Below are 22,259 nucleotides of genomic sequence, written 5' to 3' on the forward strand. Positions count from 1 at the left end.
CGGCCTCAGGCTGTCGGCAACCGGTGATCCCGGAACGTCTCGCGCAGCCGGTTCTTCAGCATCTTCCCCGTCGCGCCCAGAGGAATGCTGTCGACGAAAGCCACGTCGTCCGGCGTCCACCACTTGGCGATCTTGCCGTCGAAGAAGGCGAGAAGTTCCTGGCGCGTCACCTCGGCACCGGGCTTCCTGGCCACCACCAGCAGCGGGCGCTCGTCCCACTTCGGGTGCTTCACGCCGATGCATGCGGCCATCGCCACGGCCGGGTGGGCCATCGCGATGTTTTCGAGGTCGATCGACCCGATCCACTCACCGCCGGACTTGATGACGTCCTTGCTGCGGTCCGTGATCTGCATGAAGCCGTCGGCATCGATCGTCGCGACGTCGCCCGTCGGAAACCAGCGGTCGATCAGCGGATCGCCGCCGTCGCCGCGGAAGTACGCGGAAATGACCCACGGCCCGCGCACCATCAGCTCGCCCGAGACCTGGCCGTCGCGGGGCAGTTCTTCCCCGTTCTCGCCCACGATCTTCATGTCGATGCCGAACAGCGACCGCCCCTGCTTGGCCTGCAGTGCGCGGCGTTGCGGCGCGTCCAGCCCCGCGTGCTTGCCCTTGAGCTTGCCCACGGTGCCGAGCGGGCTCAGCTCGGTCATGCCCCAGGCGTGGATCACCTGCACGCCGTACTTGTCCTCGAAGGCGTCCATCATGGCCGGCGGGCATGTCGATCCGCCGATCACGGTGCGCCTCATGGTGCTGAACCGCAAGTTGTTCGCGTCGACATGGGTCAGCAAGCCTTGCCACACGGTGGGCACGCCCGCCGACATGGTCACGCCTTCGCCTTCGAACAGGTCGTGCAGCGACTTGCCATCGAGCCACGGGCCGGGGAACACCAGCTTGGCGCCCACCATGCAGGCCACATACGGCAGGCCCCAGGCGTTGACGTGGAACATCGGCACGACCGGCAGGATGGTGTCGCTCGAAGAGCAGTCCAGTGCATCCGGCATGGCCGTGGCGTAGGTGTGCAGCACCGTGGAGCGGTGGCTGTACAGCGCGCCCTTGGGGTTGCCGGTGGTGCCTGACGTGTAGCAAAGCGACGAGGCGGTGTTCTCGTCGAACACCGGCCAGGTGAATTCCGGCGCATGCGCTTCGACCAGGTCCTCGTAGCACAGCAGGTTCTTCATCGTGGTCGCCTGCGGCATGCGATCGCGGCTGGTCATGGCGACGAAGGTCTTGATGGTCTTCACGCGCGGTGCGATCGCCTCGACCAGCGGCAGGAACGTGAGGTCGAAGAACAGGACGGTGTCTTCCGCGTGATCGGCGATCCACACGACCTGGTCCGGATGCAAGCGCGGATTGAGCGTGTGCAGCACCGCGCCCGATCCGGACACCGCGTAATACAGCTCCATGTGGCGGTGGCCGTTCCATGCGAGCGTCGCGACGCGGTCGCCGAAGCCTACGCCCTTGGCGGCTAGCGCGTTGGCCATGCGGCGCGCGCGCTGGGCGAGGTCCTTGTAGGTCTGGCGATGCAGGTCGCCCTCGACCCGGCGCGAGACGATTTCCTGCTCGCCGTGGTGACGCTCCGCATGGGTGAGGAGCGTCGAGATCAGCAGCGGCTGCTGCATCATGATTGCGTTCATGGTGGCTCCTTACCAGCGGGTGGAAACAAAACGGCCGGTGACGGCAGCGTCGATGAGATCGGGAACCGCGCCGAAGTGCCAGCCCTGTCCGAAGCCGCCACCGAGCTTGACGTACTTGAAGCTGTTGGTCGCGATGTTCAGGTCGTGGCTCCAGGTGCGCACCGGGTTCATGCCCATGCACGTGGAGTGGTAGATCTTGCCGCCGGCGGCTTCGATGATCGCGGCCTCTCCGTTGTGCTTCGCCATCTGGTAGGAAGGCGTATCGGTCTGGACCCACATGTGCACGTTCGGGCTCACCTTGCGGCCTTCGACCAGGCGGGCGATCTGGCGGATCTCGTCGTACGTCAGGTGCGGGCAGCCGAAGACGACGATGTCCACCTTGTCGCTCTTGGCGGAGTCGAGCTTGCGGTAGTAGTCCCGCACGTCGTCCAGCGTGACGATCTGCCGCTCGACGTTCGCGGGGACCTTGCCACCGAAAGCGGCTTCCAGCGTGCGCGACTCCGGCAGTCCGGATCCGATGATGTGCAGCATCGGGTCGTTCATGCCGGCGGAGACGCAACCCGACAGGCACTTGCCCGCAGTCGGGCTCAGCAGCTCGGGCATGTTGACGACGGCCGGGATGCGGTTGCCGCTCTTGTCGGCGATGACGGCGCCCAGGGCCGCCCAGTCCGCCGGATCGGTCATCTTTTCCTTGACCTCGTCGGTCAGTTCGACGATCACCTTCGCGAGCCGGTTTTCATCGAGCAGCATGCCGTACTTGGGCAGATAGCCGGTATAGCCGGCGTACACGGTGTTGACCGTGCTCTCCCGGTTGCTGCGCGCGCCGACGAAGGTGTTCAGGTAGGCGGCGACGCTGGATTCGGAGGAGGCGCAGTATTCGCCGTAGCGCGGCGTGCGGGTGGTGAGGTGCGAATTGCACGACTGCGACATGACCCAGCCGTGCTTCTTCAGCGCGTCATGGCCGCGCACGTAGCCGTCGTAGATGTCCTTGGGCAGCTTGTAGCTGCCGTCGCCCCACGAGAAGTTCCACGGGTAGCCGGGTTCCTCGTACTTGTCGATCTGGACCAGGTACGGGTCGTTCAGGCAGATGGTCTTGCTCTCGTCGGCGACGCGGGCATCCTTGATCGCGATGAACTTGTCGTACAGCGGGCTGTGCCCCATGTCGAAGGTGGAGAGGTCGGGATGCGACCGGTCCTTCATTTCGATCGGGCAGACGTTGAGGACGAAGGACAGCGGCACCATCTCCTCGGCGCCGACGGCGTTGCCGAAGTCCACCAGTTTTTCCAGTGCAAAGCGGCGCTCCTCGCCGTGCTTGCCATCCAGCATTTCCTGCTGCGTTCTATCGAGCTTCATGTGAGTGCCTTTGCGGTCAAACGGGGGGTTGCGGCTTTGCGCGTGATGGTGACGGTGGCTTCCTTGCCGACCTCGTCGGCGCGGATCTCCACCCAGTCCCCTGTGCGGATTTCCTCGAGGGGATCGCCGTCGAGGCAGTCCACCGCGGGGATCTCGCCGGCGATGGCGCCCGCGATGTCGATGTCGTGCACGTTGCGACAGATGATCCCGGTCGGCCCGACCTTGGACACCTGGCACTTGTAGTACAGGCCCACCGAGCCCAGCGTCGTGCCCGACACGGTCGGGTACACCACGATCCTGCCCTTCACGCACTGGCCATTGAGCGGGTTCTCGTACGCGCCGATGATTCCGCTTTCGTTGGCGACGGTGTTGTAGCCCCAACCGAATCGCATCTCGCTGACGAGCGCTTCGCCGCAGGCCCAGCCCTTGGCGCGGGCAATGCCCTTCAATACTTTCACTTGGTCCATGCTTGTCTCCTTGTCCTTCGGGGTGCTCAGATCAACATGCCGCCGTTGGGCGAGATGACCTGCCCCACGAGGTAGTGCTCGCCCGCCAGGTGCACCACCGTGGCGGCATACTCTTCGGGGGTTCCCATCCGTCCGGAGGGAACGAGCTGCATGAAGCGATTGCGGCCTTCCTCGCCCATCGTCTGCAGGATCGCGTCGACCTCCTGCGTGTGGACCAGGCCCGGCGCCATCACGTTCGCGTAGATGTTGCTGCCGGCCACTTCCGCGGCGACCGCCTTGGTGAAGGCGATCACCGCCCCCTTGGTCGCGCTGTAGTGCGGGCTGTGCGCGGACAGGCCCGACATGCCGGACAGCGAGGCGATGTTGATGATGCGGCCGTACTTCTGCGGCTCCATCAGCTTGAGCGCTTCCCGCGTGCAGTAGAAGGTTCCGTGTACGTTGACGCCCCACCAGCGGTGCCATTCCTCGTCGGTGATGTTGCTGGTGAACTCCAGCGACTGCCGCGGCACGGGCGTCGTGAGGTAGGTGTAGTGGCGATTGCGCCGCACGTCGTCGCTCTTGCGGTTGGGCGTCAGCGCTGCGTTGTTCACCAGGATGTGCACGGTGCCGAAGCGTTCCGCCGCCTGGGCGAACATGCGCTGCACGGAGGCGCTGTCCGAGACATCGCAACGCACGGTCAGGCATTGCGCGCCGGTCTTCTCGACGGCGGTGCGCGCATCGGCCAGGTTCTGCTCATTGATGTCGCAGACGACCAGATTGGCGCCTGCTTCCGCCAGGGCGGTTGCCAGTGTGCGGCCGAGGCCCGGGCCTGCGCCCGTGACGAGCGCGACGCGTCCTGCGAGCGGTCGATGGGAATTCGCCATGATGGGTCTTCCTGTCTCAGGCCACGCGGCGCAGCGGAGCGCCGCGTTCGCCGGTCTGGCGGTTCGGCGCGTAGCCGATCTTCGCCAGCGTTTCGTCGACGCTCTGGTAGTGCTCGCCGATCTTGTGGATGGCCTTGGCCTGCTTGCCGGTGGCCACTTCGCGATGCAGTTCGCGCGCCAGCCGCACCATCTGCTCGACCTGCTGCACCGAAGTCATGCGTTCGCCCTTGCGGCCCCACAGGTTGTCCTCGATGCCCACGCGTACGTGCAGTCCCATGGCGATCGCCATCGCATTCAGGGGCAGCACGCTGCGCATGATGCTTTCGATCGTCAGCACGGCGCCATCGGGCACGCGGCGGATGAACTCCATCAGGTTGTAGGGGTTGGGACCGTCCATGCCGCCGCCGATCGCCGCCCAGTTCATGGTCAGGGGACCGGTGTAGATGCCGCGCCGGATCAGGCGCTCGACGGACTCGAGCTGCCCCACGTCGCCGAGCATGAACAGCGGCTGGATGCCATTGGCCTGCAGCCGGCGCAGGTGTTCCTCGACGAAGCCGGGGCCCGAGGGAATCGTCATTTCGCGGTAGGCCTGCTGGTAGGCCGGATTCGCGAGGGAAGTCCCTGCGACGTCGTCCGCGGTCAACAGCTCGCAGATGTTCATCTGGTTGGTGTTGATCGCGATGGTCACCTGGTCGGGTTTGGGCGACAGCTCCGCGAGCATGTGGCGCGTGTCGTCGCTGAGCCACTCGGCTGCTTCGCTCTCGCTCTCCGGCGCGAAGGAGATCGAGCCGCCGACCTGCAGGATCATGTCCGGCACCGCAACGCGCAGGCGGGCAATCAGTTCGTTGAACATCGACAGGCGCTTGGAGCCCTTTCCGTCCGCTTCGCGCACATGGATGTGCAGCAGCGTCGCGCCGGCGTTGTAGCAGTCGACCGCCTTCTGGACCTGCTCGTCCATCGACACCGGAATGTCGCTGGAGTCGGCGGGAATCCACTCGGGGCCGTAAGGCGCGACCTGGATGACCAGGGGCTGCTGGTTTTCGGGAAGGAGGGAGTCGTCGAGGAATTGCATGGTGGTTATTCCGGCTTGAAGTTGATGGATTTCAGGAGCGCGCCCTGGCGCTCGGAGGCCTCACGCAGCGACTTGGCGAGTTCGTCGGGGGTGGCAGGCTGGCCGGGCTCCATGCCCTGGGCCGCCAGGCGCTCGCGCACCGCGGGCTGCTGCAGCGCCTTGAGCGCTGCGTCGCGCAGTCGGACCTGGACCGGGGCCGGCACGTCGCTGGCGGTCCACAGGCCGACCCAGACGACCTGCGTCATGCCGGGGAAGCCCTGCTCGGCAAAGGTCGGCACGTCGGGCAGCGCCGGCATGCGCTGTGCCGAGGTGACCGCGAAGACCTTGACTTTGCCGGCCTTGGCCATGGGCACCGAGGTTGCGGGGCCGTCGAACATCAGCGGCACATGGCCACCCATGACGTCCTGCAGTGCCGGGGCGGAGCCCTTGTAGCCCACGTGCTGCATGTCGAGGCCTGCCAACGCGTTGAGCTCCGCGCCCAGCGTGTGCGACACCGTGCCGGCGCTGTACGAGGCGACGCTGACCTTGCCGGGGTTGGACTTCACGTACGAGATCACGTCCTTGAGCGTCCTGGCCGGCAGCTGCGGTCCGCCAACGAACAACAGCCCGCTGCGCGCAAGTTCCGCGAGCGGCTTGATGTCCTTGAACGGGTCGAAGCGTGGCTTGCCCAGGTACGGAATCTCGGACACGACGCCGTTCAGGTGCACCATCACGGTGTAGCCGTCGTGCGGCGCCGCCAGCATCTCGTTGGCGCCGAGCATTCCCATCCCGCCGGGCTTGTTGTCGACGATCAGCGGCTGCCCGAGGTCGCGCTGCATTGCCTCGCCCAGGGTGCGCGCGATCACGTCCATGCTGCCGCCCGCAGGTGCGGGCACGACGATGCGGATGGGTTTGTCGGGCCAGGTCTGGGCGGCTGCGAGGGTGGCTGCCGCGCACAGGCAGGCCGCCACGCCGATCCGAAGGGAATGAATGATCAAGATTTGTCTCCTTGTGTCGGTGGCCGCGAAGCGAGGCACCATGGGAAGAATTGTTTCGTGGACCCAGCGTCGACGCTTGACCTGACGGGACATTCTCTTTACCGTTCGAGACACGCCGGAAAGCCCGAAAAATGCGCTCCACCATTCGCAGTGCAACCTTGATCGGGTACGCCGAACTGGCGCGCTCGGTGGGACTCGATCCAAATCGCCTGATGCGCCGGTGCGGCCTGGATCCTTCGTGCCTTTCGGACCCCGACGTGCGGATCGATGCGGCAGCGGTGGCCAAGCTGCTGGAGACCTCGGCCGCGGAGAGCCAGGTCGAAGACTTCGGGTTGCGGCTTTCCAAGGCGCGACGCCTGTCGAACCTGGGTCCGTTCAGCCTGGTCGTGCGAGAGGAAATCACGGCACGGCGCGCCATCGAAACGCTCGGCCGCTATTTGCAGTTGCACAGCGAACTGCTATCGATCCGCATCGAGGACGCGGGCGAGCTCGTGATGCTGCGGGTCGACATCGTTCCGGGTACGCGGATGCCTCGCCGACAGGGGATCGAGCTCTTCGTGGGTTACCTGTTCCGCATCTTGCAGGAGTTGCTGGGCCCGTCATGGAAGCCGCGGCGCGTGCTGTTCATGCACTCGCCGCCTGCGATCCAGTCCGGACACATCGCCATGTTCGGGCGCATCGTCGACTTCGACGCCGAATTCAATGGCATCGCCTGCGCGGCGGAGGACCTGGCCGGGCAGCTCCCGTCCGCCGATCCGGTCATGGCCCGCTATGCACGCCAGTATCTGGATTCAATGACCTCGCGGCCGGACATGACGCTCGCGGACAAGGTCGGCTGGCTCGTGCGCGAGACGCTTCCGCTGGGCCGCTGCAGCGTGGACAAGGTGGCGCAGCACCTGGGTGTCGATCGCCGGACGGTGCACAGGCATCTTGCTCAGAACGGCAAGACGTTTTCGTCGCTCCTGGACGAAGTGCGCAGCGAGCTTGCCGAAAGCTACCTCGAAGGAAGCAAGCGCCCCTGCACCGAAGTTGCGGACCTGCTCGGGTTCTCGGCGCTCAGCGCATTCTCGCGCTGGCACAAGAACCACTTCGGCTTCACCCTGACGCAAAGGCGCAGCGGCAAGTAGCTTCGGCACACTGTCGTGCACGTACTGGTGGCTGGGGTCGAAGCGGAGATGTGGCCGACCATCGGGCAGCACGGTGCGAGTGGGCTCACTTGCGTGACCTCACCACCTGGGCACGTTGCTCCGGCGTCAGGTGGTAGAACATCCGGCACATGGCCTTGGCGTTGTGGTCGTTAACGCATCACCAAGGTCTCACTCCGTTCACCGGCCGGGTCGGTTGCACGGAATCCGGAGGCAGCGAATCCGCCCAGGATCATGGCCCAGAATGCCGCGGCCACGATCGCCATGAGGGTCAGGCCAACGATCACCGCCCACTTGACCACGGCGTAGACCCTCGGAAAGCCGACCGGCTCCGAGTCAGCCGTGACTGGACCCGGCGCTCCTGCCGGTGAGTCGCCGGTGCTCGGGTGCAGGTCTTTCATGGGGCGGGCTGCTGGAGGCCGCGCAGGTCACCTGCGCCGCGTGTTACTGGAGCTGCTTCTCCAGCCGGTCGAGCACCTCATAGCAAGCCAGCACCTTCGCGACGCTCGAATTCGGCTCCCTCCCCTCCCGGATCGCGGCGATGAACTCGCGGTCCTGCAGTTCGATCCCGTTCATCGACACGTCGACCTTGCTCACGTCGATCTTCTCTTCCTTCCCGTTGAACAGGTCGTCGTAGCGCGCGATGTAGGTTGCGGTGTCGCCGATGTAGCGGAAGAAGGTGCCCAGCGGGCCGTCGTTGTTGAAGGACAGGCTGAGCGTGCAGATCGCGCCATTGGCCGCCTTCAGCTGGATGCTCATGTCCATCGCGATGCCCAGGTTCGGGTGGATCGGGCCTTGCACCGCATTGGCCTTCACGATCGGGCTGCCGCACTGGTAGGCGAACAGGTCCACCGTGTGCGCGGCGTGGTGCCACAGCAGGTGGTCGGTCCAGCTGCGCGGCTGGCCCAGCGCGTTCATGTTGGTGCGGCGGAAGAAGTAGGTCTGCACGTCCATCTGCTGGATGTGGAACTCGCCGGCCTCGATCTTCTTGTGCACGTACTGGTGGCTGGGGTTGAAGCGGCGGGTGTGGCCAACCATGGCCACGCGGCCAGACTTCTTCTGCGCTTCCACCACCGCCTTGCCGTCTTCCAGCCGGTCGCACAGCGGGATCTCCACCTGCACGTGCTTGCCGGCCTTCAGCGCGGCGATCGATTGCTCGGCGTGCATCTGCGTGGGCGTGCACAGGATCACGGCGTCCACGTCGGGGCGGGCCAGTGCTTCGCCCAGTTCGGTAGTGACGTGCTTGGCGCCGTACTTCTTGGCGACCTCCTCTGCTTTCGGCAGTTCGCGGCCGATGATGGAGGTGATCTCCACGCCGTCGATCAGCTTGAGGGCGTCGAGGTGCTTGATGCCGAAGGCGCCGGGCCCGGCCAGTGCGATGCGGACGGGTTTCGTCATTTGTTGTTCTCCAGGATCAGGTGGCCGACGGCCGTGTTCGACGCGGGCACGTGATAGAAGCGGTGCTTCACGGTGGGCTTGGGGCCGCCGGCGACGTCGGCCATCGCGCCGCGCGCGATCAGCCACATCACCAGCTCGATGCCTTCGCTGCCGGCTTCCTTGACGTACTCGATGTGGTTCATGCCCGCCAGGCCCTCCGGGTCGGCGATCAGGCGGTCGAGGAAGCGGTTGTCCCACTCCTTGTTGATCAGGCCGGCGCGCGGGCCCTGCAGCTGGTGGCTCATGCCGCCGGTGCCCCAGATCTGCACGTTGAGGTCTTCATCGAAGCTCTCCACCGCCTTGCGGATCGCCTGCCCCAGGCGGAAGCAGCGCATGCCGCTGGGCACCGGGTACTGCACCACGTTGACGGCGAAGGGGATCACCTTGAACGGCCATTCCTTGGGCTGGCCGCACATCAGCGACAGCGGCACGGTCAGGCCGTGGTCCACGTCCATCTTGTTGACGATGGTCAGGTCGAAGTCCTGCTGGATCACCGAGTGGGCGATGTGCGCGGCGAGGTCCGGCGCGCCCTCGACGTCGGGCACGGGGCGCGGGCCCCAGCCTTCGTCGGCGACCTTGTAGCCGGCGGCCGTGCCGATCGCGAAGGTCGGGATGATGTCGAGGCTGAACGCCGTGGCGTGGTCGTTGAAGACCAGGAACACCACGTCGGGCTTGTTGTCCTTGATCCACTGGCGCGAGAAGTCGTAGCCGGCAAAGACCTTCTGCCAGTACGGCTCCTTGTCCTTGCCCAGGTCCATGGCCGCGCCGATGGCGGGCACGTGCGAGGTGTAGACGGATGCGGTGATGCGGGCCATTTACTTCTTTCCATCCTTGCCGGTCCAGGTGGCCGGGCGGCCGCCGCCGATCATCATGTCGCGGTAGGCCTCTTCACTCATGCCGGTCATGGAGCCCGCCATCTGCTGGAAGCTCTTGCCGTCGGTGGCGCCGATCTTGGCCAGGAAGTAGATGTTGCCGCCCAGCGCGATGCAGCGGTTCAGGTCACGCGCCATCACGGCCTGCTTCTGGTCCTCGGTCATCGCCCACTGGTCCAGGTAGCCGCGCTCGTCGGCCTTGAACTTCTCGCGGTTCTCCGCCTTCATCAGCGACATGCAGAACTGGTTGAGCCAGTAGCCCTTTCGGCTCTGGTCGGCGTCGAAGATGGTCGTGCCGGGGATGCCGGCGTAGGGCTTGTCCAAAGGCATGTCAGCCTCCTTTTCTCTCGAGTCGCGCGCAGGCATAGCTGAGCGCGGCGTTCATGTCGCCGGCACGGTAGTGCGGCACCTGCGGCCATTCGCACAGCGGCCGGCTGCGCTTGACCGCAAAGGGCGGCCTCACTTCCTGTTCGACCAGCGTCAGCTTGGCGGGCGGGCGGCCCTCTTCCACCCAGGCCACCAGCGCGCCGAACAGGTCGGCATTGGACGGCGCGCCGGTGCCCACGTGGTCCACGTTGGGCGCGGTGAACAGCTTGAAGAAGGAATCGACCGCGGGCTGGCCCAGGCGGTTCACCACGGTCTCGTGGTACAGGATGCCGGCGTAAGGGCTCTGCGCGTAGTCGCCCATGTTCTCCAGCAGGATCAGCTTGCCGCCCGCTTCGCGGAAGGCCGACAGATCGGGGTTGGTCGAATCCATCAGCTCCGACACCTCGCGGATGCGCGCCACGTGGTCCGCGACCTTGTAGGTGCGCAGGTCGGCCTGCGGATTGCGGGCGTAGAAGTACTGGATCGCTCCCGCGCCGTAGAACCACGCGATGCCGTTCTCCTGCACCGGCGGGAAGGCCGGCTCCTGCGTGACGGTCCACCAGGCCTGCCAGCCGCCGGTGGGACCGGAGGACGGCGTGTTCTCGCCGCTCGGGCCGCGGCCCGGGTAGATGCGCTGGCCATGGGCCAGTTCCACGCCCATGTCCAGCGACGAGTGCAGCGTGCGCACCGCCTGGATCTGCGGATCGGTGAGGCAGCCGTCGCTGACCACCGCACCGCAGCGCAGCTTGGTCACGTCGAAGCGGCCGCGGCAACCGACCGGGTCGGAGACGATGCCGTCGACCGCCCCGTCCGCGGCGTCGCAGGCGGCCAGCACCGCGTCGTGCACCAGCTTCACCCGCGCCGGGTTCAGCCAGCCGCCGTTGGTGAGCGCCAGCCCGTCGCGCAGGCCCGCATGCTGCAGCGCGGTCCAGTGGATCACCGGCACGCGGGCGAAGATGCCGTCGAAGTCGCGCGGGTAGCGCTGCGCCATGGTCAGGCCCTCGCGCCCGCCCTCGGAGCTGCCGACGAAGTACATCCTGCGCGGTGCGTGGCCGTAGGCCCGCTTCATCACCGCCACCGCGACGTCGCGCACCTTCTTGTACGAGGCGTGCGCGAAGTTCACCAGCGCCTCGTCGTTCATGGCGAAGGCCTGCGGCGGATCGCCCGGGCGGGTCTGGTGGCCCGAGTCCGTGCCGTAGGTGACGTAGCCCTGCGCCAGCGGCGATGGCTGGTCGAAGCGCGCCGCGGGCACCAGCGCCTCGCCGGAAATCAGCACGCCGTTGAAGCCGCCGCCGCCGTACTGCACCGAGCGGCCGTTCCAGCGCACCGGCAGGTTGATCTGGAAGTTGATGGCCGGCGCGTTGGGGTCGCGCGATGCGATGCGGCCCTTCAGCCTGCAGCGCTGCGGCATCGCCGGCGTGATGGCGCCGGCCGGCGTGGCGGCGCGTTCGGCCACGCCGACGGCGCTCGCGGCCAGCAGCTCGGCGGATTCGATCACCGCGCGCCCGCTGGGCAGGTCGATCTCCGCCGGCGAGATCAGCATGCCCGCCAGGTTCTGGCAGATGATCTGCGGCTGGAACGCGATCGGCGCGACGTTGGGAATCTCGATCGTCGGAACGTTCGGGGGATTGAGGGGCGGCAGCGGCACGTGCGTGCAGCCGGCCAGCAGTGCGAGCGCCGCGGCGCCCAGTCCCAGGTGTGTTGTCCTCATGCGCGCCCCTCCTCAGGCCAGTACAGACGGCGCGGATTGTCCACCAGCAGCTTGCGCTGCAGTTCGGGCGTGGTCGCGATGTGCGGGATGAAGTCCACCAGCAGGCCGTCGTCCGGCATGTGGTTCTTCAGGTTGGGGTGCGGCCAGTCGGTGCCCCACAGCACGCGGTCGGGGAAGCTCTCCACCACTTTGCGCGCGAAGGGCACGACGTCGCGGTAGGCATTGCGCTCGCCGTTGAGCGCCGGCGGGCCGGAGACGGACAGGCGTTCCGGGCAGCTCACCTTGCTCCACACGTTGGGGTGCTCGCGCATGAACTTCAGGAACAGCTCGAACTCGGGGCCATCGATGGGCTTGCTCACGTCGGGCCGGCCCATGTGGTCCACCACCACCGTGGTCGGCAGCGCAGTGAAGAAGTCCCAGAGCTCGGGCAGGTCCACCGCCTCGAAGTAGATCACCACGTGCCAGCCCAGCGGCGCGATGCGCGCGGCGATCTCCATCAGTTCGTCCTTGGGCGTGAAGTCCACCAGGCGCTTGACGAAATTGAAGCGCACGCCGCGCACGCCGGCCGCGTTCATCGCCTGCAGTTCTTCATCCGTGACGCTGCGCTTGACCGTCGCCACGCCGCGCGCCCTGCCCTCGGCGTGCTGCAGGGCATCGACCAGCGCGCGGTTGTCGGCGCCGTGGCAGGTGGCCTGCACGATCACGTTGCGCTCGAATCCCAGGTGGTCGCGCAGCGCGAACAGCTGCTCCCAGCTGGCATCGCAGGGCGTGTACTTGCGCTCCGGCGCATAGGGGAAGCGCTCGCCGGGGCCGAACACGTGGCAGTGCGCATCGACGCTGCCGGGCGGCAGCTTGAACTGCGGCTTGCTGGGACCGGCGTACCAGTCGAGCCAGCCGGGCGTCTTGGTGAAGGGGCCGGTGGTGGGTTTGCTCATGGCATCAATCGGGAGTGATGTGCGCCTCGCGCACCAGGTTCTCGTAGCGCACGCGCTCGGCGTGCAGCAGGGTCGCCATCATCTTGCGGTCGCCCGGCAGCACCTCGCCGCCCACGGCCGTCATGCGCTCGCGCACCTCGGGCGAAGCCAGCGCCTTCTGCACTTCGGCGTGCAGGCGCTCGACGATGGCCTCCGGCGTCTTCGCGGGCGCCATCAGCGCGTACCAGACCGAGGCCTCGAAGCCCTTGAAGCCGGACTCGGCGATCGTCGGCACGTCGGGGAAGATCGGCGAGCGCTGCGGCGTCAGCACCGCCAGCACCTTCAGCTTGCCGGCCGCCACCTGCGGCTTCACCTCCAGGGCGTTCATCGCCAGCAGCGGCACCTGGCCGCCGATCACGTCGGTGATCGCCTGCGCGCCGCCGCGGTAGGGCACGTGCTGCAGGTCGATGCCGGCGGCGCGGGCGAACAGCTCCGCCGCCATGTGCGGCGTCGAGCCGTTGCCGGGCGAGGCGTAGGCCACACTGTTCGGCTTCTTCTTGGCCGTCTCGATCAGCTGCCGCAGGGTGCTGAAGGGCGCACTCGCATTGGCGGCCAGCACCACCGGCACGCGGCCGACCAGCGCCACCGGCACCAGGTCCTTCTCGGCGTCGAAGGGCTGCGGCTTGTACAGCGCCATGTTGGCGGCCAGCGCATTGGCGGCCATCAGCAGCGTGTAGCCATCGGGCTTGGCATCGATCACCGACTTGACGGCGATGTTGGTGCCGGCGCCGGGCTTGTTCTCGATCACGAAGGGCTGGCCCAGGCTCTTGGACAGCGCCTGGCCCAACGTGCGCGCGACGGCGTCCACGGCGCCGCCGGCGGAGTAGCCCACCACCACCAAGACGGGACGCTCGGGGTAGCCGGCCTGCGCCCGGGCTGTCAGCGGCAGCGCGGAGGCGCCGGCGATCAAGGCGCCGATGCGGGTGAGTGCATGCCTGCGGGAGTTGTTCATGTTGTGGTTCTCCTTGGAATTCAGTCGCGGGCGGCACCGCGCAGGCCCGCGCGGTCCATCATCTTCTGCAGCTCGCCCGAGTCGCGCATCTTCTGCGCGAAGCGCGCCAGGAAGGGCTGCGCGGACTGGCGTCCCTTGGGCACGGCGATGGCGATGTTCTCGACGCCCCAGCGGCCGTCCAGCACGCGCGAGCCGGGCACCTGGTCCGACAGCTCGAACAGGATGCCCTTGTTGGTGGCGAAGGCGTCCAGGCCCTTCGCATTGAGCTGCTGCGCCGCCACGGCCATCGAGGGCACGGGCGCGAGCGTGGCGGACTTCAGCAGGCGCGGCAATGCGGCCAGCGTGCTGCTGCCTTCCGACACGCCGATCTTCACGCCCGGCTGGTCCACCTCGGCGAAGCTGCGGATCGGTGAGCCCGCGGGAACCAGGTAGCCCAGTTCCACCCGCAGCACCGGCTCGGTGAAGTCGACGTCGCGCGCCCGCGCTTCGCTGGCGTTGGTGACGGTGAAATCGGCCTGGTTGGCCTTGAGCGCCTCGGTCAGCTGCTGCGCCCGCTGCAGCTCCACGTAGATCACTGGAACGCCCAGCTCGCGCGCCAGCTCGCGTCCGAGTTCGTACGCAACGCCCACGGGCGCGGCGCCCGGCTTGCGCACCAGGCTGCCCGGGCTGCCGGGGTACACGGCGACGCGCAGCGCGCCCGTGGGCGCCAGCGTGGCGCGCAGCAGCGGGTCGGCCGCGGGCGGCGCGCTGGCACACCCTGCCAGCCAGAGCGACGAGGCCAGCGCCAGGCCCCCCAGCAGGCGGCGGCGCGACAGGATGGCGGTCATGGCGGCTTTCAATCGATGTAGCGCAGGCCGGCTTTTTCCAGCGGCTCGCGCATCTTGTACATGTCCAGCCCCAGCACGCCGGAAGCGAGCTTGGCGCGCTTCTCGCCTTCATTCGCTTCGCGCGCGGCGGCGGCTTCCAGCACCTTCTTCGCCATGGCGGCGGGCACGCAGACCACGCCGTCGTCGTCCGCCACGATCACGTCGCCGGGATGCACCAGCGCGCCCGCGCACACCACCGGGATGTTGACCGAGCCCAGCGTCGCCTTGACGGTGCCCTTGGAGCTGATCGCCCGGCTCCAAACCGGAAAGCCCATCTCGGTCAGCGTCTTCACGTCGCGCACGCCGGCGTCGATCACCAGCGCGCGGGCGCCACGCGCCTGGAACGAGGTGGCGATCAGGTCGCCGAAGAAGCCGTCCGTGTTGTCGGTGGTGCAACCGGCCACGACGATGTCGCCCGGCTGGATCTGTTCGGCCACCACGTGCAGCATCCAGTTGTCGCCGGGCTGCAGCAGCACGGTGACCGCCGTGCCGGACACCTGCGCACCGGGATAGATCGGCCGCATGTAGGGCTTCAGCAGGCCGACGCGGCCCATGGCCTCGTGCACGGTGGAAGCGCCGTACTGCGCCAGCGCGTCGGCCGTCGCGCGGTCGGCCCGCTTGATGTTGCGGTAAACGACTCCGAGTTCGTACATGTCAGCGTCCTTGCTGTTTGAGTTTCGCGTCCAGCCGCGGGAACACGCGGCGCGTGTTGGTTTCGAAGATCTGGTGCTTGTCTTCCGGCGACAGGATCGTCGACGCGTCGATGTACTTCTTCGTGTCGTCGTAGTAATTGCCGGTGGTGGGGTCGATGCCGCGCACGGCCCCGATCATCTCGGAGGCGAACAGCACGTTCTTCACCGGGATCACGGTGTTGAGCAGGTCGATGCCCGGCTGGTGGTACACGCAGGTGTCGAAGAAGATGTTGTTCATCAGGTGGGTGTCCAGCAGCGGCTTCTTCATCTCCTGCGCCAGGCCGCGGAAGCGCCCCCAGTGGTAGGGCACCGCGCCGCCGCCGTGCGGGATCAGGAAGCGCAGCGTCGGGAAGTCCTTGAACAGGTCGCCCTGCAGGCACTGCATGAAGGCAGTCGTATCCGCATTCAGGTAGTGCGCGCCCGTGGTGTGGAAGGCCGGGTTGCAGCTGGTGCTGACGTGGACCATCGCGGGGATGTCGTACTCGACCATCTTCTCGTAGATCGGGTACCACCACTTGTCCGTCAGCGGCGGCTCCTTCCAGTGGCCGCCGGAAGGGTCGGGGTTGAGGTTGATGCCGACGCAGCCGTACTGCTCCACGCACTTCACCAGCTCCGGGAGGCAGGTGCGCGGGTCCACCCCGGGCGACTGCGGCAGCATCGCCACCGGCACGAAATTCTGCGGGAACAGCTGGCTCACGCGGAAGCAAAGTTCGTTGCAGATCGCGGCCCAGGTGCTGGAGACGTTGAAGTCACCGATGTGGTGGGCCATGAAGCTGGCGCGCGGAGAGAACAGCGTGAGGTCGTTGCCGCGCTCGTTCATCAGGCGCAGCTGGTTGCCGGTGATGGTCTCGCGGATGTCCTCGTCGCTGATCTTCAGCTCGGACAACTTGGGCATCAGCGACGGGTCCTTGATGCCGGCGACCTGGCGGTTGCGCCATTCCTCCAGCTGCTTGGGCGCCGTGGTGTAGTGGCCGTGGCAATCGATGATCAGGCTCATGCTGGGGTCTCTTTCTTTCAGGCGGGGTCCATGCCGTTGCGGCGCTTGGCCGCCTCGGCTTCCGGCGAGGCCATGAACGCGAGCATCGCGCGCACCGCTTCGGGCCGCGACGAGGTCGTGCACACGGCCCCGGAAAAGGTGGTGGTGATCTGGACGGCGGCGGGCATCGGCCCGATCACGGCGATGCCGTCCAGGTGGATCAGTTCGCTCAGCTGCTGGAAGCCCAGTGCGACTTCGCCGCGCGCCACCAGGCTGCCCACGGGGATGCCGGGCGTGGCCTGCACCAGCCGGCCCTGCAGCTCCTGCGCGATCCCCCAGCGCTCGAACAGCTTGACCAGCGCGACGCCGCTCGGACCCGTGGAATAGCCCACGGTTGGCGCGGCAAGCACGGCGCGCTTCAAAGCGTCCTCGCTGGAGAGGTCGGGATGCGGCGCACCGGCTTTCACCGCGACGGCGACGCCGGAGTCCACCAGGTCGACCCGGCTGCCGGCGACCGCATGGCCACCGGAGATCAGTTTGTCGATGGCATCGGCGGCCAGCACCACGAAATCGAAGGCCTCGCCCGCCGCCACGCGCTTGGCGGCATCGACACCGCCGATGGATTCGGTCTGCACCGACTGGCCGCTGCGCGCCCGCCAGGCCTCGGCCAACTCGCCCAGCACCTGCCGCGTGGCCATCGAAGAGATTCCCTGGAGCGCGGTGGCTGTCATGGGCGGCATTGTGGGCGCGCGCCCTGCGGCGTCCAAGCGAAAGCAGGGTCTAGCAGCTATACCGCTTCGGCATAATGACCGCCAAGGTATTCCTGTTCATGGATCTCAAGCAGCTTGAATATTTCGTCCGGGTCGCCGAACTCGGCAGCTTCACGCGCGCCGCGATCGAGCTGGACGTGGCCCAGCCGGCGCTGAGCCGCCAAGTGCGCCTGCTGGAGGTGGAGCTGCGCCAGAACCTGCTGGTGCGCAACGGCCGCGGCGCCGTGCCCACCGAGGCGGGCAAGCTGCTGCTGGACCATGGCCGCGGCATCCTGCACCAGGTGGAGCGGGCCCGCGAAGACCTGGGCCGGCTGCGCGGCGGCCTGGCCGGTCGCGTGGCCGTGGGCCTGCCCACCAGCGTCGCGCGCGTGCTCACCGTCCCCCTCACCCGCGCCTTCCGCGAGGCGCTGCCGGAGGCGCGGCTGTCGATCAGCGAGGGGTTGTCCAGCAGCCTGCAGGAGGGCCTCATCAGCGGACGGCTGGACATCGTGGTGCTCTACAACGCCCAGCCTTCGCGCGAGCTCGACATCACACCCTTGCTGGAAGAAGACCTGCTGCTGGTGCGCGCCCGGCCCCCGGGCCTGCACGAGGACCCGCCGCCCGGCCCCATCCCCCTGGAGGAAGTCGCCAGGCTGCCGCTGGTGATCCCGACCCGGCCCAACGCGATCCGGATGCACGTGGAAGCCGCGATGACCGACATCGGCTGCCGGCCGAACGTGTTCCTGGAGATCGACGGCGTGACCGCGATCCTGGACCTGGTGCTGGACGGAGCAGGCTGCGCGGTCCTGTCGCGCAACGCGCTGCTCAACACGCCGCGCCCTTCCGCCTACACCGCGCAGCAGATCGGCACGCCGCCGCTGCGCATCCGCCTGTCGCTGGCCACCAGCCTGCAGCGTCCCGCCACGCCGGTGCAGAAGGCCACGCTGGACCTGATCCGCGCCAAGGCTTCGGCGGTCGTGCCGCACGCGCTCTGACGGGCCGCTGCCTGCGGAGATTCAGAGGCGCACGCCGACCCCTGCCGGCGCGCCGTCGGCGTCAAAGAAAAAGGCCGCCGCGGCCCGGAAGCTGCTGGCGGCCTTGCGCGGCCCGACGGCCGCGGAGGTCAAGGACCGGGGGACGAGCCCCCGTGGATCACGCCGTGCGCAGTCCGCTGCGCAGGCCGGCCGGCACGCGGCGGCTTTCGGCGAAGTAGACCTTCCACGCTTCCATCGCCACGACCACCGAGGCGATCGCCCAGAACACGGGGTATTCGTAGCCGCCGGTGTTCCAGGTCCACCCGAAGCCCTTGACGACCTGCAGCGCGTACACGGCCATCAGCAGCACGGCGGCGCTGCCGAGCGCGGCGAAGCGGGTGCACAGTCCCAGCACGAGGAACACGCCGACCAGGAATTCGGACATCGCCGCGAGGCCGAGCCAGAACTCGGGAGGGGTCATGCCGGCCTTGGCGAAGAAGCCCAGGGTGCCGGGGTTGAAGGTGCCGTTGGCGAACTTGCCGGCGATGTGCGGGAACATGAACGCGCCGCAGGCGATGCGCAGGATGTTGGATCCCTTGGTCAGGTCGAAACTGGAGGCCTGGATCCGGAAGTCGTCACGAGACAGCGTGAACATGGAGAGCTCTCTTTCCCTTTGTGTGTGGCCTGATCCTAGGCTTCCCACCATGTCACGGTTTGACATCTATCAAACGGGGGCAAGGTCACCAAAGCGGTGCGCTGCGAGGGGAACTTTGGACCTCTTTGGTGGCGTTCGGGGCGTTGGGGGCGGCAAAGCTGCGCGTGGGCGGGCTGCGGCGCGATGGCTACGGCGTTCGGCGCGCCGCTGCGCGGTGCTACCGAATTCCCTGCGCTGGGCGACCCCGCGACCCGTTGGCGCAATCAGTGATCCACAGCCGTCGTGGGTCGCGGAGTCACCCACCGCAGGCGCCTGGGCTTTATTCGCGCCGCAGCCCGCCCACGCGCAGCTTTGCAGGCAGGGCGGTGGCGCACCACGGCACTGGCACGGCACTGCTTCACAGCAACGCCGCGCGCTGCCGGGACGCGGGGCGAATAAAGCACAGGCGCCCACGGTGGACGGTCTTGCGGCCCAACCAGAACCTGGCCGCTCTCAAGCCTTCAGGGCCGCAAGGCCGTCCAGCGTGGGGAATTCGGTAGCACCTGCGCAGCAGGCGCGCCGAACGCCGTAGCCATCGCCCCGCGGCCCGGCAGTGCGCGGCGTTGCCGGGCGCGGCCCTCCCCTCCGCCGCGTGCCTCGGCGACTCGGCGACTCGGCCAACCCAAGCTACAGCGCGCTTTTAACCACCCACAGGAGCGTGGTGAGCGTGAAGAAGGACGCGACCGTTGCCACCAGCTGCGCGGCCGCCGCCATCGCATCGTGGCCGTGCTTCTGCGCGAGGATGGGATAGATGCCCAGCATGGGCACCGCCGCCATCACCACCACCGCAACCTGCAGTTCGCGCGCCATCGGCGGCAAGAGCAGCACGGCGGCGAGCACGCACAGCGGGTGCAGCAACAGCTTGCCGAGGGTGATCACCGTCACGTCGCGCGCGAAGGCGCGCAGCTGCAGGCCCACCAGCGAGCCGCCGATCACGAACAGGGAGAGCGAAGCGGTGGCGGCGGCGAACAGGTTCACCGTGCGCGCCACCGGCTCGGGCAGGCGCCATTGCGCGAGCGAAAACAGGAAGCCGATGGCGATGCCCCAGATCATCGGGTTGCGCGCCACGCTGCGCAGCGACTGCGCGAACGCCGCGCGCAGTCGCTCGCCGCGCGTCGCACCGTCCGTGTCCACGCCGCTTTCGGCGATCGTCAGCGCCAGCGGCAGCGAGACGAAGTTCTCCACCACCATCGCCAGCGCCAGTCCGATGCCCGCATTCACCGGCCCGAACAGCTGCGCCACCAGCGGAAAGCCGATGAAGCCGCTGTTGGGACAGGACATGCCCATGCCGACGATGCCGGACTCGGACAGGCTCTTGCCGGCGCGCCGCGCCCACACCACGCCGGCCAGGCTGGCCGCCACCGAGCCGCCGGCGTAGGCGGCGATGAACACCGGGTTGAACACTTCGGCCACGCTGCGCTGCGACAGCGCGTTGAACAGCAGCGCCGGCAGCGCGATGTTCACCACGTACTTGCCGAACACGCGCATGTCCGTGCGCTGGAACAGGCCGGCGCGCGTGCACGCGTAGCCCACCGCGACCACGAAGTAGATCGGCCCGGTGATCGCCAGGACGTCGAGCACTAGGGTTTCTTGCGTGCCGCCAGCAGCCGGTCCGCGTAGTCCTGCCAGCGCGCGCCCTTGGGCAGGTCGCGGAACACGCCCTCGCGCGCCTGGTCGGCCACCCATTGCTGCTTGTCGGCGATGGCCGCGGTCATCAGCGGATCGAAGCCCGCTTCGCGCACGGTGTTGGCCGCCTCGCGCATCTCCTCGGCGCGGCGCTGGCCGTGCTGCACGACGCGGCTGAAGAAGTAGGTGCCCTGCTGCCTCCAGTCGATCGAGGGAAAGGTCTCCTGCAGCGTGGGCAGCACGTGGTCCTCGACGCCGTAGGCGCGGGCGTTGACGTAGCTTTCGATGACCAGCGCCTCCAGGCCCTTGATCATCACGCTGCGCGACATCTTGATGGCGCTGGCCACGCCCACCCGGTCGCTCACCGCCCTGGCATCGCAGCCCCAGCCGACCAGCAAGGGGGCGAGTTCACCAGCTTTCGCGCCGCCCAGCAGCATGGGCACCCGGATGCCATACGGGGGCACCGAAGTCATGACGCCGGCTTCGACGTAATGCGCGCCGCGCGCAGCGACCGCGGCACCGGCCTTCTGCTTGGTCCCGGGCGAGGCGGAGTTGAGGTCCAGGAACACGGCGCCCGGCTGCAGGAAGCGCGCGGCTTCCTCGGCCACGGCCAGCGTGTTGGAGGCGGTCACGGCGGACAGCACGAGGTCGCTGGATTCGCACAGCTCCTGCATCGAACGGCAGGCGCGGATGCCATTGGCCTGCGCGTGGCCCTGCTGGGCTTCGGCGGTCGCGACCTGCGCGAATTTCAGGTCCCAGGCGCCGATCTGCGCCACCTGCGGCTTCAGGCCCGCCGCGAAGATCTTGCCGACTTCGCCGTAGCCGACGATGCCGATGCGTTGGACTTGCATGCGATCGCTCCCGGGGTCACATCTTGGGGATCTTCGCCCGCTCGATCACGCCGCTCCAGCGTTTCGTCTCGCTCGCGAGCAGCGTTGCCAGTTCCTGCGGCGAGCTGGCCCGGGCATCGACGTTCAGGTCGGCCAGCTTCTTCTTCAGGTCGGGGCTGGCGAGCGCCACCTGGCACGCGTGGTTCAGGCGCTCGATGATCGCGGGCGGCGTCTTCGCCGGCGCGGCCAGCGCATTCCAGGACGCGATCTGCAGGCCCTTCAGCGCGCCGCCGGTCTCGCTGGCCGTCGGCACGTCGGGCAGTCCCGTCGGCCGCTTCTCGCCGAAGGTGGCCAGCGCGCGCAGCGCCTTGGACGTGATCTGCGACTTGATCGGCGCCAGGATCTCGATGCCCGCGTCGACCGAGCCGCCGCGCAGCGCCGTCACCACCGCCGGCGTGCCGTTGAAGGGCACGATCTGGGCCTGGATGCCCGCCGTGGACTTGAACAGTTCGGCCGCGAGGTTCTGCGTGCTGCCCACCGCGATGGTGGCGATGTTCAGCTGGCCCGGCCTGGCCTTGGCTTCCGCCAGCAGGTCGCCCAGCGTCTTGAAGCGCGAGTTCTCCGGCACCACCACGGCAATGTCGAAAGTGCCCAGCAGCGACACCGGCGCGAAGTCCTTCTGCGCGCTGAACGGCAGCTTCTGGAACAGCCCCTCGCTCACGGCGGTGCCGTTGCTCATGAGGAGCAGCGTGTAGCCATCCGGGTCGGCCGTGGCGACCGCCTGGCCGGCCGTGACCCCGCCCGCCCCCGGGCGGTTGTCGATGACGAAGGCCTGGCCCAGCTGCTCGCTGAGTTTCTGGCCGACGGCGCGCGCGGTGAGGTCGGCCACGCCACCGGCGCCGAAGGGCACGACGATGCGGACCGGCTTGGCGGGCCACTTGGCCTGGGCCAGTGCAAAGGGCGTGGCGATGGCGCCGGCCAGCGCGGCAAGCGTGCGGCGGCGGGTCAATACGGAATTCATGGGAGATC

23 protein-coding genes are annotated in these 22,259 nt (G+C 67.9%); 2 read left to right on the forward strand and 21 right to left on the reverse strand.

Annotated elements, in window-relative coordinates:
* Nucleotides 1-5: 5 nt before the first annotated feature.
* Genes AC1DSA_RS17845 through AC1DSA_RS17870 form a run of 6 tightly spaced genes read right to left on the reverse strand, consistent with a single transcriptional unit; the run spans nt 6 to nt 6,366 of the window.
* Complete coding sequence (locus AC1DSA_RS17845; protein ID WP_477891588.1) at nt 6-1,634, reverse strand: 3-(methylthio)propionyl-CoA ligase; 1,629 nt, start codon at nt 1,632-1,634, stop codon at nt 6-8.
* A 9-nt stretch (nt 1,635-1,643) separates the two neighbouring features.
* Complete coding sequence (locus tag AC1DSA_RS17850) at nt 1,644-2,987, reverse strand: aconitase X (protein ID WP_477891590.1); 1,344 nt, start codon at nt 2,985-2,987, stop codon at nt 1,644-1,646.
* Nucleotides 2,984-3,454: an aconitase X swivel domain-containing protein gene (locus AC1DSA_RS17855; protein ID WP_477891592.1), complete on the reverse strand. Its 471-nt coding sequence runs from the start codon at nt 3,452-3,454 to the stop codon at nt 2,984-2,986. The genes AC1DSA_RS17850 and AC1DSA_RS17855 overlap by 4 nt, the downstream gene beginning before the upstream one ends.
* Before the next feature lie 26 nt (nt 3,455-3,480).
* The gene (locus AC1DSA_RS17860) at nt 3,481-4,317 is read right to left on the reverse strand and encodes an SDR family NAD(P)-dependent oxidoreductase (RefSeq protein ID WP_477891594.1); all 837 of its coding nucleotides are present in this window, start codon (nt 4,315-4,317) and stop codon (nt 3,481-3,483) included.
* Between the two features lie 16 nt (nt 4,318-4,333).
* Nucleotides 4,334-5,389 (reverse strand): beta-keto acid cleavage family enzyme, encoded by a 1,056-nt coding sequence (locus AC1DSA_RS17865; RefSeq protein WP_477891596.1) that lies wholly within the window; start codon nt 5,387-5,389, stop codon nt 4,334-4,336.
* A gap of 5 nt (nt 5,390-5,394) precedes the next feature.
* Nucleotides 5,395-6,366 (reverse strand): tripartite tricarboxylate transporter substrate binding protein, encoded by a 972-nt coding sequence (locus tag AC1DSA_RS17870; RefSeq protein WP_477891598.1) that lies wholly within the window; start codon nt 6,364-6,366, stop codon nt 5,395-5,397.
* Nucleotides 6,367-6,497: 131 nt separating this feature from the next.
* Here AC1DSA_RS17870 and AC1DSA_RS17875 point away from each other — a divergent pair, with 131 nt between their 5' ends.
* Nucleotides 6,498-7,493, forward strand: a complete 996-nt coding sequence (locus AC1DSA_RS17875) for an AraC family transcriptional regulator (RefSeq protein ID WP_477891600.1) — start codon at nt 6,498-6,500, stop codon at nt 7,491-7,493.
* Between the two features lie 170 nt (nt 7,494-7,663).
* On the opposite strand, the gene AC1DSA_RS17880 is transcribed toward AC1DSA_RS17875, so the two are convergent.
* The 11 genes from AC1DSA_RS17880 to AC1DSA_RS17930 are packed head-to-tail and all read right to left on the reverse strand — an operon-like array spanning nt 7,664 to nt 17,088.
* Nucleotides 7,664-7,912, reverse strand: a complete 249-nt coding sequence (locus tag AC1DSA_RS17880) for a hypothetical protein (RefSeq protein ID WP_477891602.1) — start codon at nt 7,910-7,912, stop codon at nt 7,664-7,666.
* Nucleotides 7,913-7,955: 43 nt separating this feature from the next.
* A complete protein-coding gene (locus AC1DSA_RS17885; protein WP_477891604.1) occupies nt 7,956-8,909 on the reverse strand; it encodes a Gfo/Idh/MocA family oxidoreductase in 954 nt (317 codons plus the stop codon).
* Nucleotides 8,906-9,763 (reverse strand): class III extradiol dioxygenase subunit beta, encoded by an 858-nt coding sequence (locus AC1DSA_RS17890; protein ID WP_477891606.1) that lies wholly within the window; start codon nt 9,761-9,763, stop codon nt 8,906-8,908. The genes AC1DSA_RS17885 and AC1DSA_RS17890 overlap by 4 nt, the downstream gene beginning before the upstream one ends.
* Nucleotides 9,764-10,150, reverse strand: coding sequence for a protocatechuate 4,5-dioxygenase subunit alpha (ligA, locus tag AC1DSA_RS17895; RefSeq protein ID WP_477891608.1), 387 nt, complete (start codon nt 10,148-10,150; stop codon nt 9,764-9,766). It abuts the gene before it with no gap.
* A 1-nt stretch (nt 10,151) separates the two neighbouring features.
* Nucleotides 10,152-11,897 (reverse strand): tannase/feruloyl esterase family alpha/beta hydrolase, encoded by a 1,746-nt coding sequence (locus AC1DSA_RS17900; protein WP_477891610.1) that lies wholly within the window; start codon nt 11,895-11,897, stop codon nt 10,152-10,154.
* Nucleotides 11,894-12,832, reverse strand: coding sequence for an amidohydrolase family protein (locus AC1DSA_RS17905; RefSeq protein ID WP_477891612.1), 939 nt, complete (start codon nt 12,830-12,832; stop codon nt 11,894-11,896). Before AC1DSA_RS17905 ends, AC1DSA_RS17900 begins: the two co-directional genes overlap by 4 nt.
* Before the next feature lie 4 nt (nt 12,833-12,836).
* Nucleotides 12,837-13,823, reverse strand: coding sequence for a Bug family tripartite tricarboxylate transporter substrate binding protein (locus AC1DSA_RS17910; protein ID WP_477891614.1), 987 nt, complete (start codon nt 13,821-13,823; stop codon nt 12,837-12,839).
* Nucleotides 13,824-13,843: 20 nt separating this feature from the next.
* Nucleotides 13,844-14,650 (reverse strand): transporter substrate-binding domain-containing protein, encoded by an 807-nt coding sequence (locus AC1DSA_RS17915; RefSeq protein ID WP_477891616.1) that lies wholly within the window; start codon nt 14,648-14,650, stop codon nt 13,844-13,846.
* Nucleotides 14,651-14,658: 8 nt separating this feature from the next.
* On the reverse strand, nt 14,659-15,342 hold the full coding sequence (gene ligK, locus AC1DSA_RS17920) for a 4-carboxy-4-hydroxy-2-oxoadipate aldolase/oxaloacetate decarboxylase (protein ID WP_477891618.1): 684 nt from the start codon (nt 15,340-15,342) through the stop codon (nt 14,659-14,661).
* 1 nt (nt 15,343) lies between these two features.
* Nucleotides 15,344-16,378, reverse strand: a complete 1,035-nt coding sequence (locus AC1DSA_RS17925) for an amidohydrolase family protein (protein ID WP_477891620.1) — start codon at nt 16,376-16,378, stop codon at nt 15,344-15,346.
* A gap of 17 nt (nt 16,379-16,395) precedes the next feature.
* Entirely contained in the window at nt 16,396-17,088 is a 693-nt protein-coding gene (locus tag AC1DSA_RS17930; RefSeq protein WP_477891622.1) for a substrate-binding domain-containing protein, read from the reverse strand.
* A gap of 98 nt (nt 17,089-17,186) precedes the next feature.
* Here AC1DSA_RS17930 and AC1DSA_RS17935 point away from each other — a divergent pair, with 98 nt between their 5' ends.
* Nucleotides 17,187-18,101 carry a LysR substrate-binding domain-containing protein gene (locus tag AC1DSA_RS17935; protein WP_477891689.1) on the forward strand — a complete coding sequence of 305 codons (915 nt, stop codon included), beginning with the start codon at nt 17,187-17,189 and terminating at the stop codon, nt 18,099-18,101.
* A 157-nt stretch (nt 18,102-18,258) separates the two neighbouring features.
* On the opposite strand, the gene AC1DSA_RS17940 is transcribed toward AC1DSA_RS17935, so the two are convergent.
* The 4 genes from AC1DSA_RS17940 to AC1DSA_RS17955 form a co-directional block, all read right to left on the reverse strand.
* Nucleotides 18,259-18,735 carry a DoxX family protein gene (locus AC1DSA_RS17940; RefSeq protein WP_477891624.1) on the reverse strand — a complete coding sequence of 159 codons (477 nt, stop codon included), beginning with the start codon at nt 18,733-18,735 and terminating at the stop codon, nt 18,259-18,261.
* Between the two features lie 666 nt (nt 18,736-19,401).
* Nucleotides 19,402-20,355 (reverse strand): AEC family transporter, encoded by a 954-nt coding sequence (locus AC1DSA_RS17945; RefSeq protein ID WP_477891626.1) that lies wholly within the window; start codon nt 20,353-20,355, stop codon nt 19,402-19,404.
* Nucleotides 20,355-21,251, reverse strand: coding sequence for an NAD(P)-dependent oxidoreductase (locus tag AC1DSA_RS17950; RefSeq protein WP_477891628.1), 897 nt, complete (start codon nt 21,249-21,251; stop codon nt 20,355-20,357). The genes AC1DSA_RS17945 and AC1DSA_RS17950 overlap by 1 nt, the downstream gene beginning before the upstream one ends.
* A 16-nt stretch (nt 21,252-21,267) precedes the next feature.
* Nucleotides 21,268-22,251, reverse strand: coding sequence for a Bug family tripartite tricarboxylate transporter substrate binding protein (locus tag AC1DSA_RS17955; RefSeq protein WP_477891630.1), 984 nt, complete (start codon nt 22,249-22,251; stop codon nt 21,268-21,270).
* Nucleotides 22,252-22,259: the final 8 nt, after the last annotated feature.

This window comes from Ramlibacter sp. P4_H7 (assembly GCF_056400765.1).

Excerpts from the sequence above, each read along its gene's own strand:
- AC1DSA_RS17950 (WP_477891628.1), bottom strand. The coding sequence starts at position 21,251 with ATGCAAGTCCAACGCATCGGCATCGTCGGCTACGGCGAAGTCGGCAAG.
- AC1DSA_RS17890 (WP_477891606.1), bottom strand. The coding sequence starts at position 9,763 with ATGGCCCGCATCACCGCATCCGTCTACACCTCGCACGTGCCCGCCATC.
- AC1DSA_RS17885 (WP_477891604.1), bottom strand. The coding sequence starts at position 8,909 with ATGACGAAACCCGTCCGCATCGCACTGGCCGGGCCCGGCGCCTTCGGC.
- AC1DSA_RS17860 (WP_477891594.1), bottom strand. The coding sequence starts at position 4,317 with ATGGCGAATTCCCATCGACCGCTCGCAGGACGCGTCGCGCTCGTCACG.
- AC1DSA_RS17900 (WP_477891610.1), bottom strand. The coding sequence starts at position 11,897 with ATGAGGACAACACACCTGGGACTGGGCGCCGCGGCGCTCGCACTGCTG.
- AC1DSA_RS17845 (WP_477891588.1), bottom strand. The coding sequence starts at position 1,634 with ATGAACGCAATCATGATGCAGCAGCCGCTGCTGATCTCGACGCTCCTC.
- ligK (WP_477891618.1), bottom strand. The coding sequence starts at position 15,342 with ATGTACGAACTCGGAGTCGTTTACCGCAACATCAAGCGGGCCGACCGC.
- ligA (WP_477891608.1), bottom strand. The coding sequence starts at position 10,150 with ATGCCTTTGGACAAGCCCTACGCCGGCATCCCCGGCACGACCATCTTC.
- AC1DSA_RS17875 (WP_477891600.1), top strand. The coding sequence starts at position 6,498 with ATGCGCTCCACCATTCGCAGTGCAACCTTGATCGGGTACGCCGAACTG.
- AC1DSA_RS17865 (WP_477891596.1), bottom strand. The coding sequence starts at position 5,389 with ATGCAATTCCTCGACGACTCCCTCCTTCCCGAAAACCAGCAGCCCCTG.
- AC1DSA_RS17935 (WP_477891689.1), top strand. The coding sequence starts at position 17,187 with ATGGATCTCAAGCAGCTTGAATATTTCGTCCGGGTCGCCGAACTCGGC.
- AC1DSA_RS17955 (WP_477891630.1), bottom strand. The coding sequence starts at position 22,251 with ATGAATTCCGTATTGACCCGCCGCCGCACGCTTGCCGCGCTGGCCGGC.
- AC1DSA_RS17855 (WP_477891592.1), bottom strand. The coding sequence starts at position 3,454 with ATGGACCAAGTGAAAGTATTGAAGGGCATTGCCCGCGCCAAGGGCTGG.
- AC1DSA_RS17915 (WP_477891616.1), bottom strand. The coding sequence starts at position 14,650 with ATGACCGCCATCCTGTCGCGCCGCCGCCTGCTGGGGGGCCTGGCGCTG.
- AC1DSA_RS17850 (WP_477891590.1), bottom strand. The coding sequence starts at position 2,987 with ATGAAGCTCGATAGAACGCAGCAGGAAATGCTGGATGGCAAGCACGGC.
- AC1DSA_RS17910 (WP_477891614.1), bottom strand. The coding sequence starts at position 13,823 with ATGAACAACTCCCGCAGGCATGCACTCACCCGCATCGGCGCCTTGATC.
- AC1DSA_RS17880 (WP_477891602.1), bottom strand. The coding sequence starts at position 7,912 with ATGAAAGACCTGCACCCGAGCACCGGCGACTCACCGGCAGGAGCGCCG.
- AC1DSA_RS17925 (WP_477891620.1), bottom strand. The coding sequence starts at position 16,378 with ATGAGCCTGATCATCGATTGCCACGGCCACTACACCACGGCGCCCAAG.
- AC1DSA_RS17940 (WP_477891624.1), bottom strand. The coding sequence starts at position 18,735 with ATGTTCACGCTGTCTCGTGACGACTTCCGGATCCAGGCCTCCAGTTTC.
- AC1DSA_RS17930 (WP_477891622.1), bottom strand. The coding sequence starts at position 17,088 with ATGACAGCCACCGCGCTCCAGGGAATCTCTTCGATGGCCACGCGGCAG.
- AC1DSA_RS17905 (WP_477891612.1), bottom strand. The coding sequence starts at position 12,832 with ATGAGCAAACCCACCACCGGCCCCTTCACCAAGACGCCCGGCTGGCTC.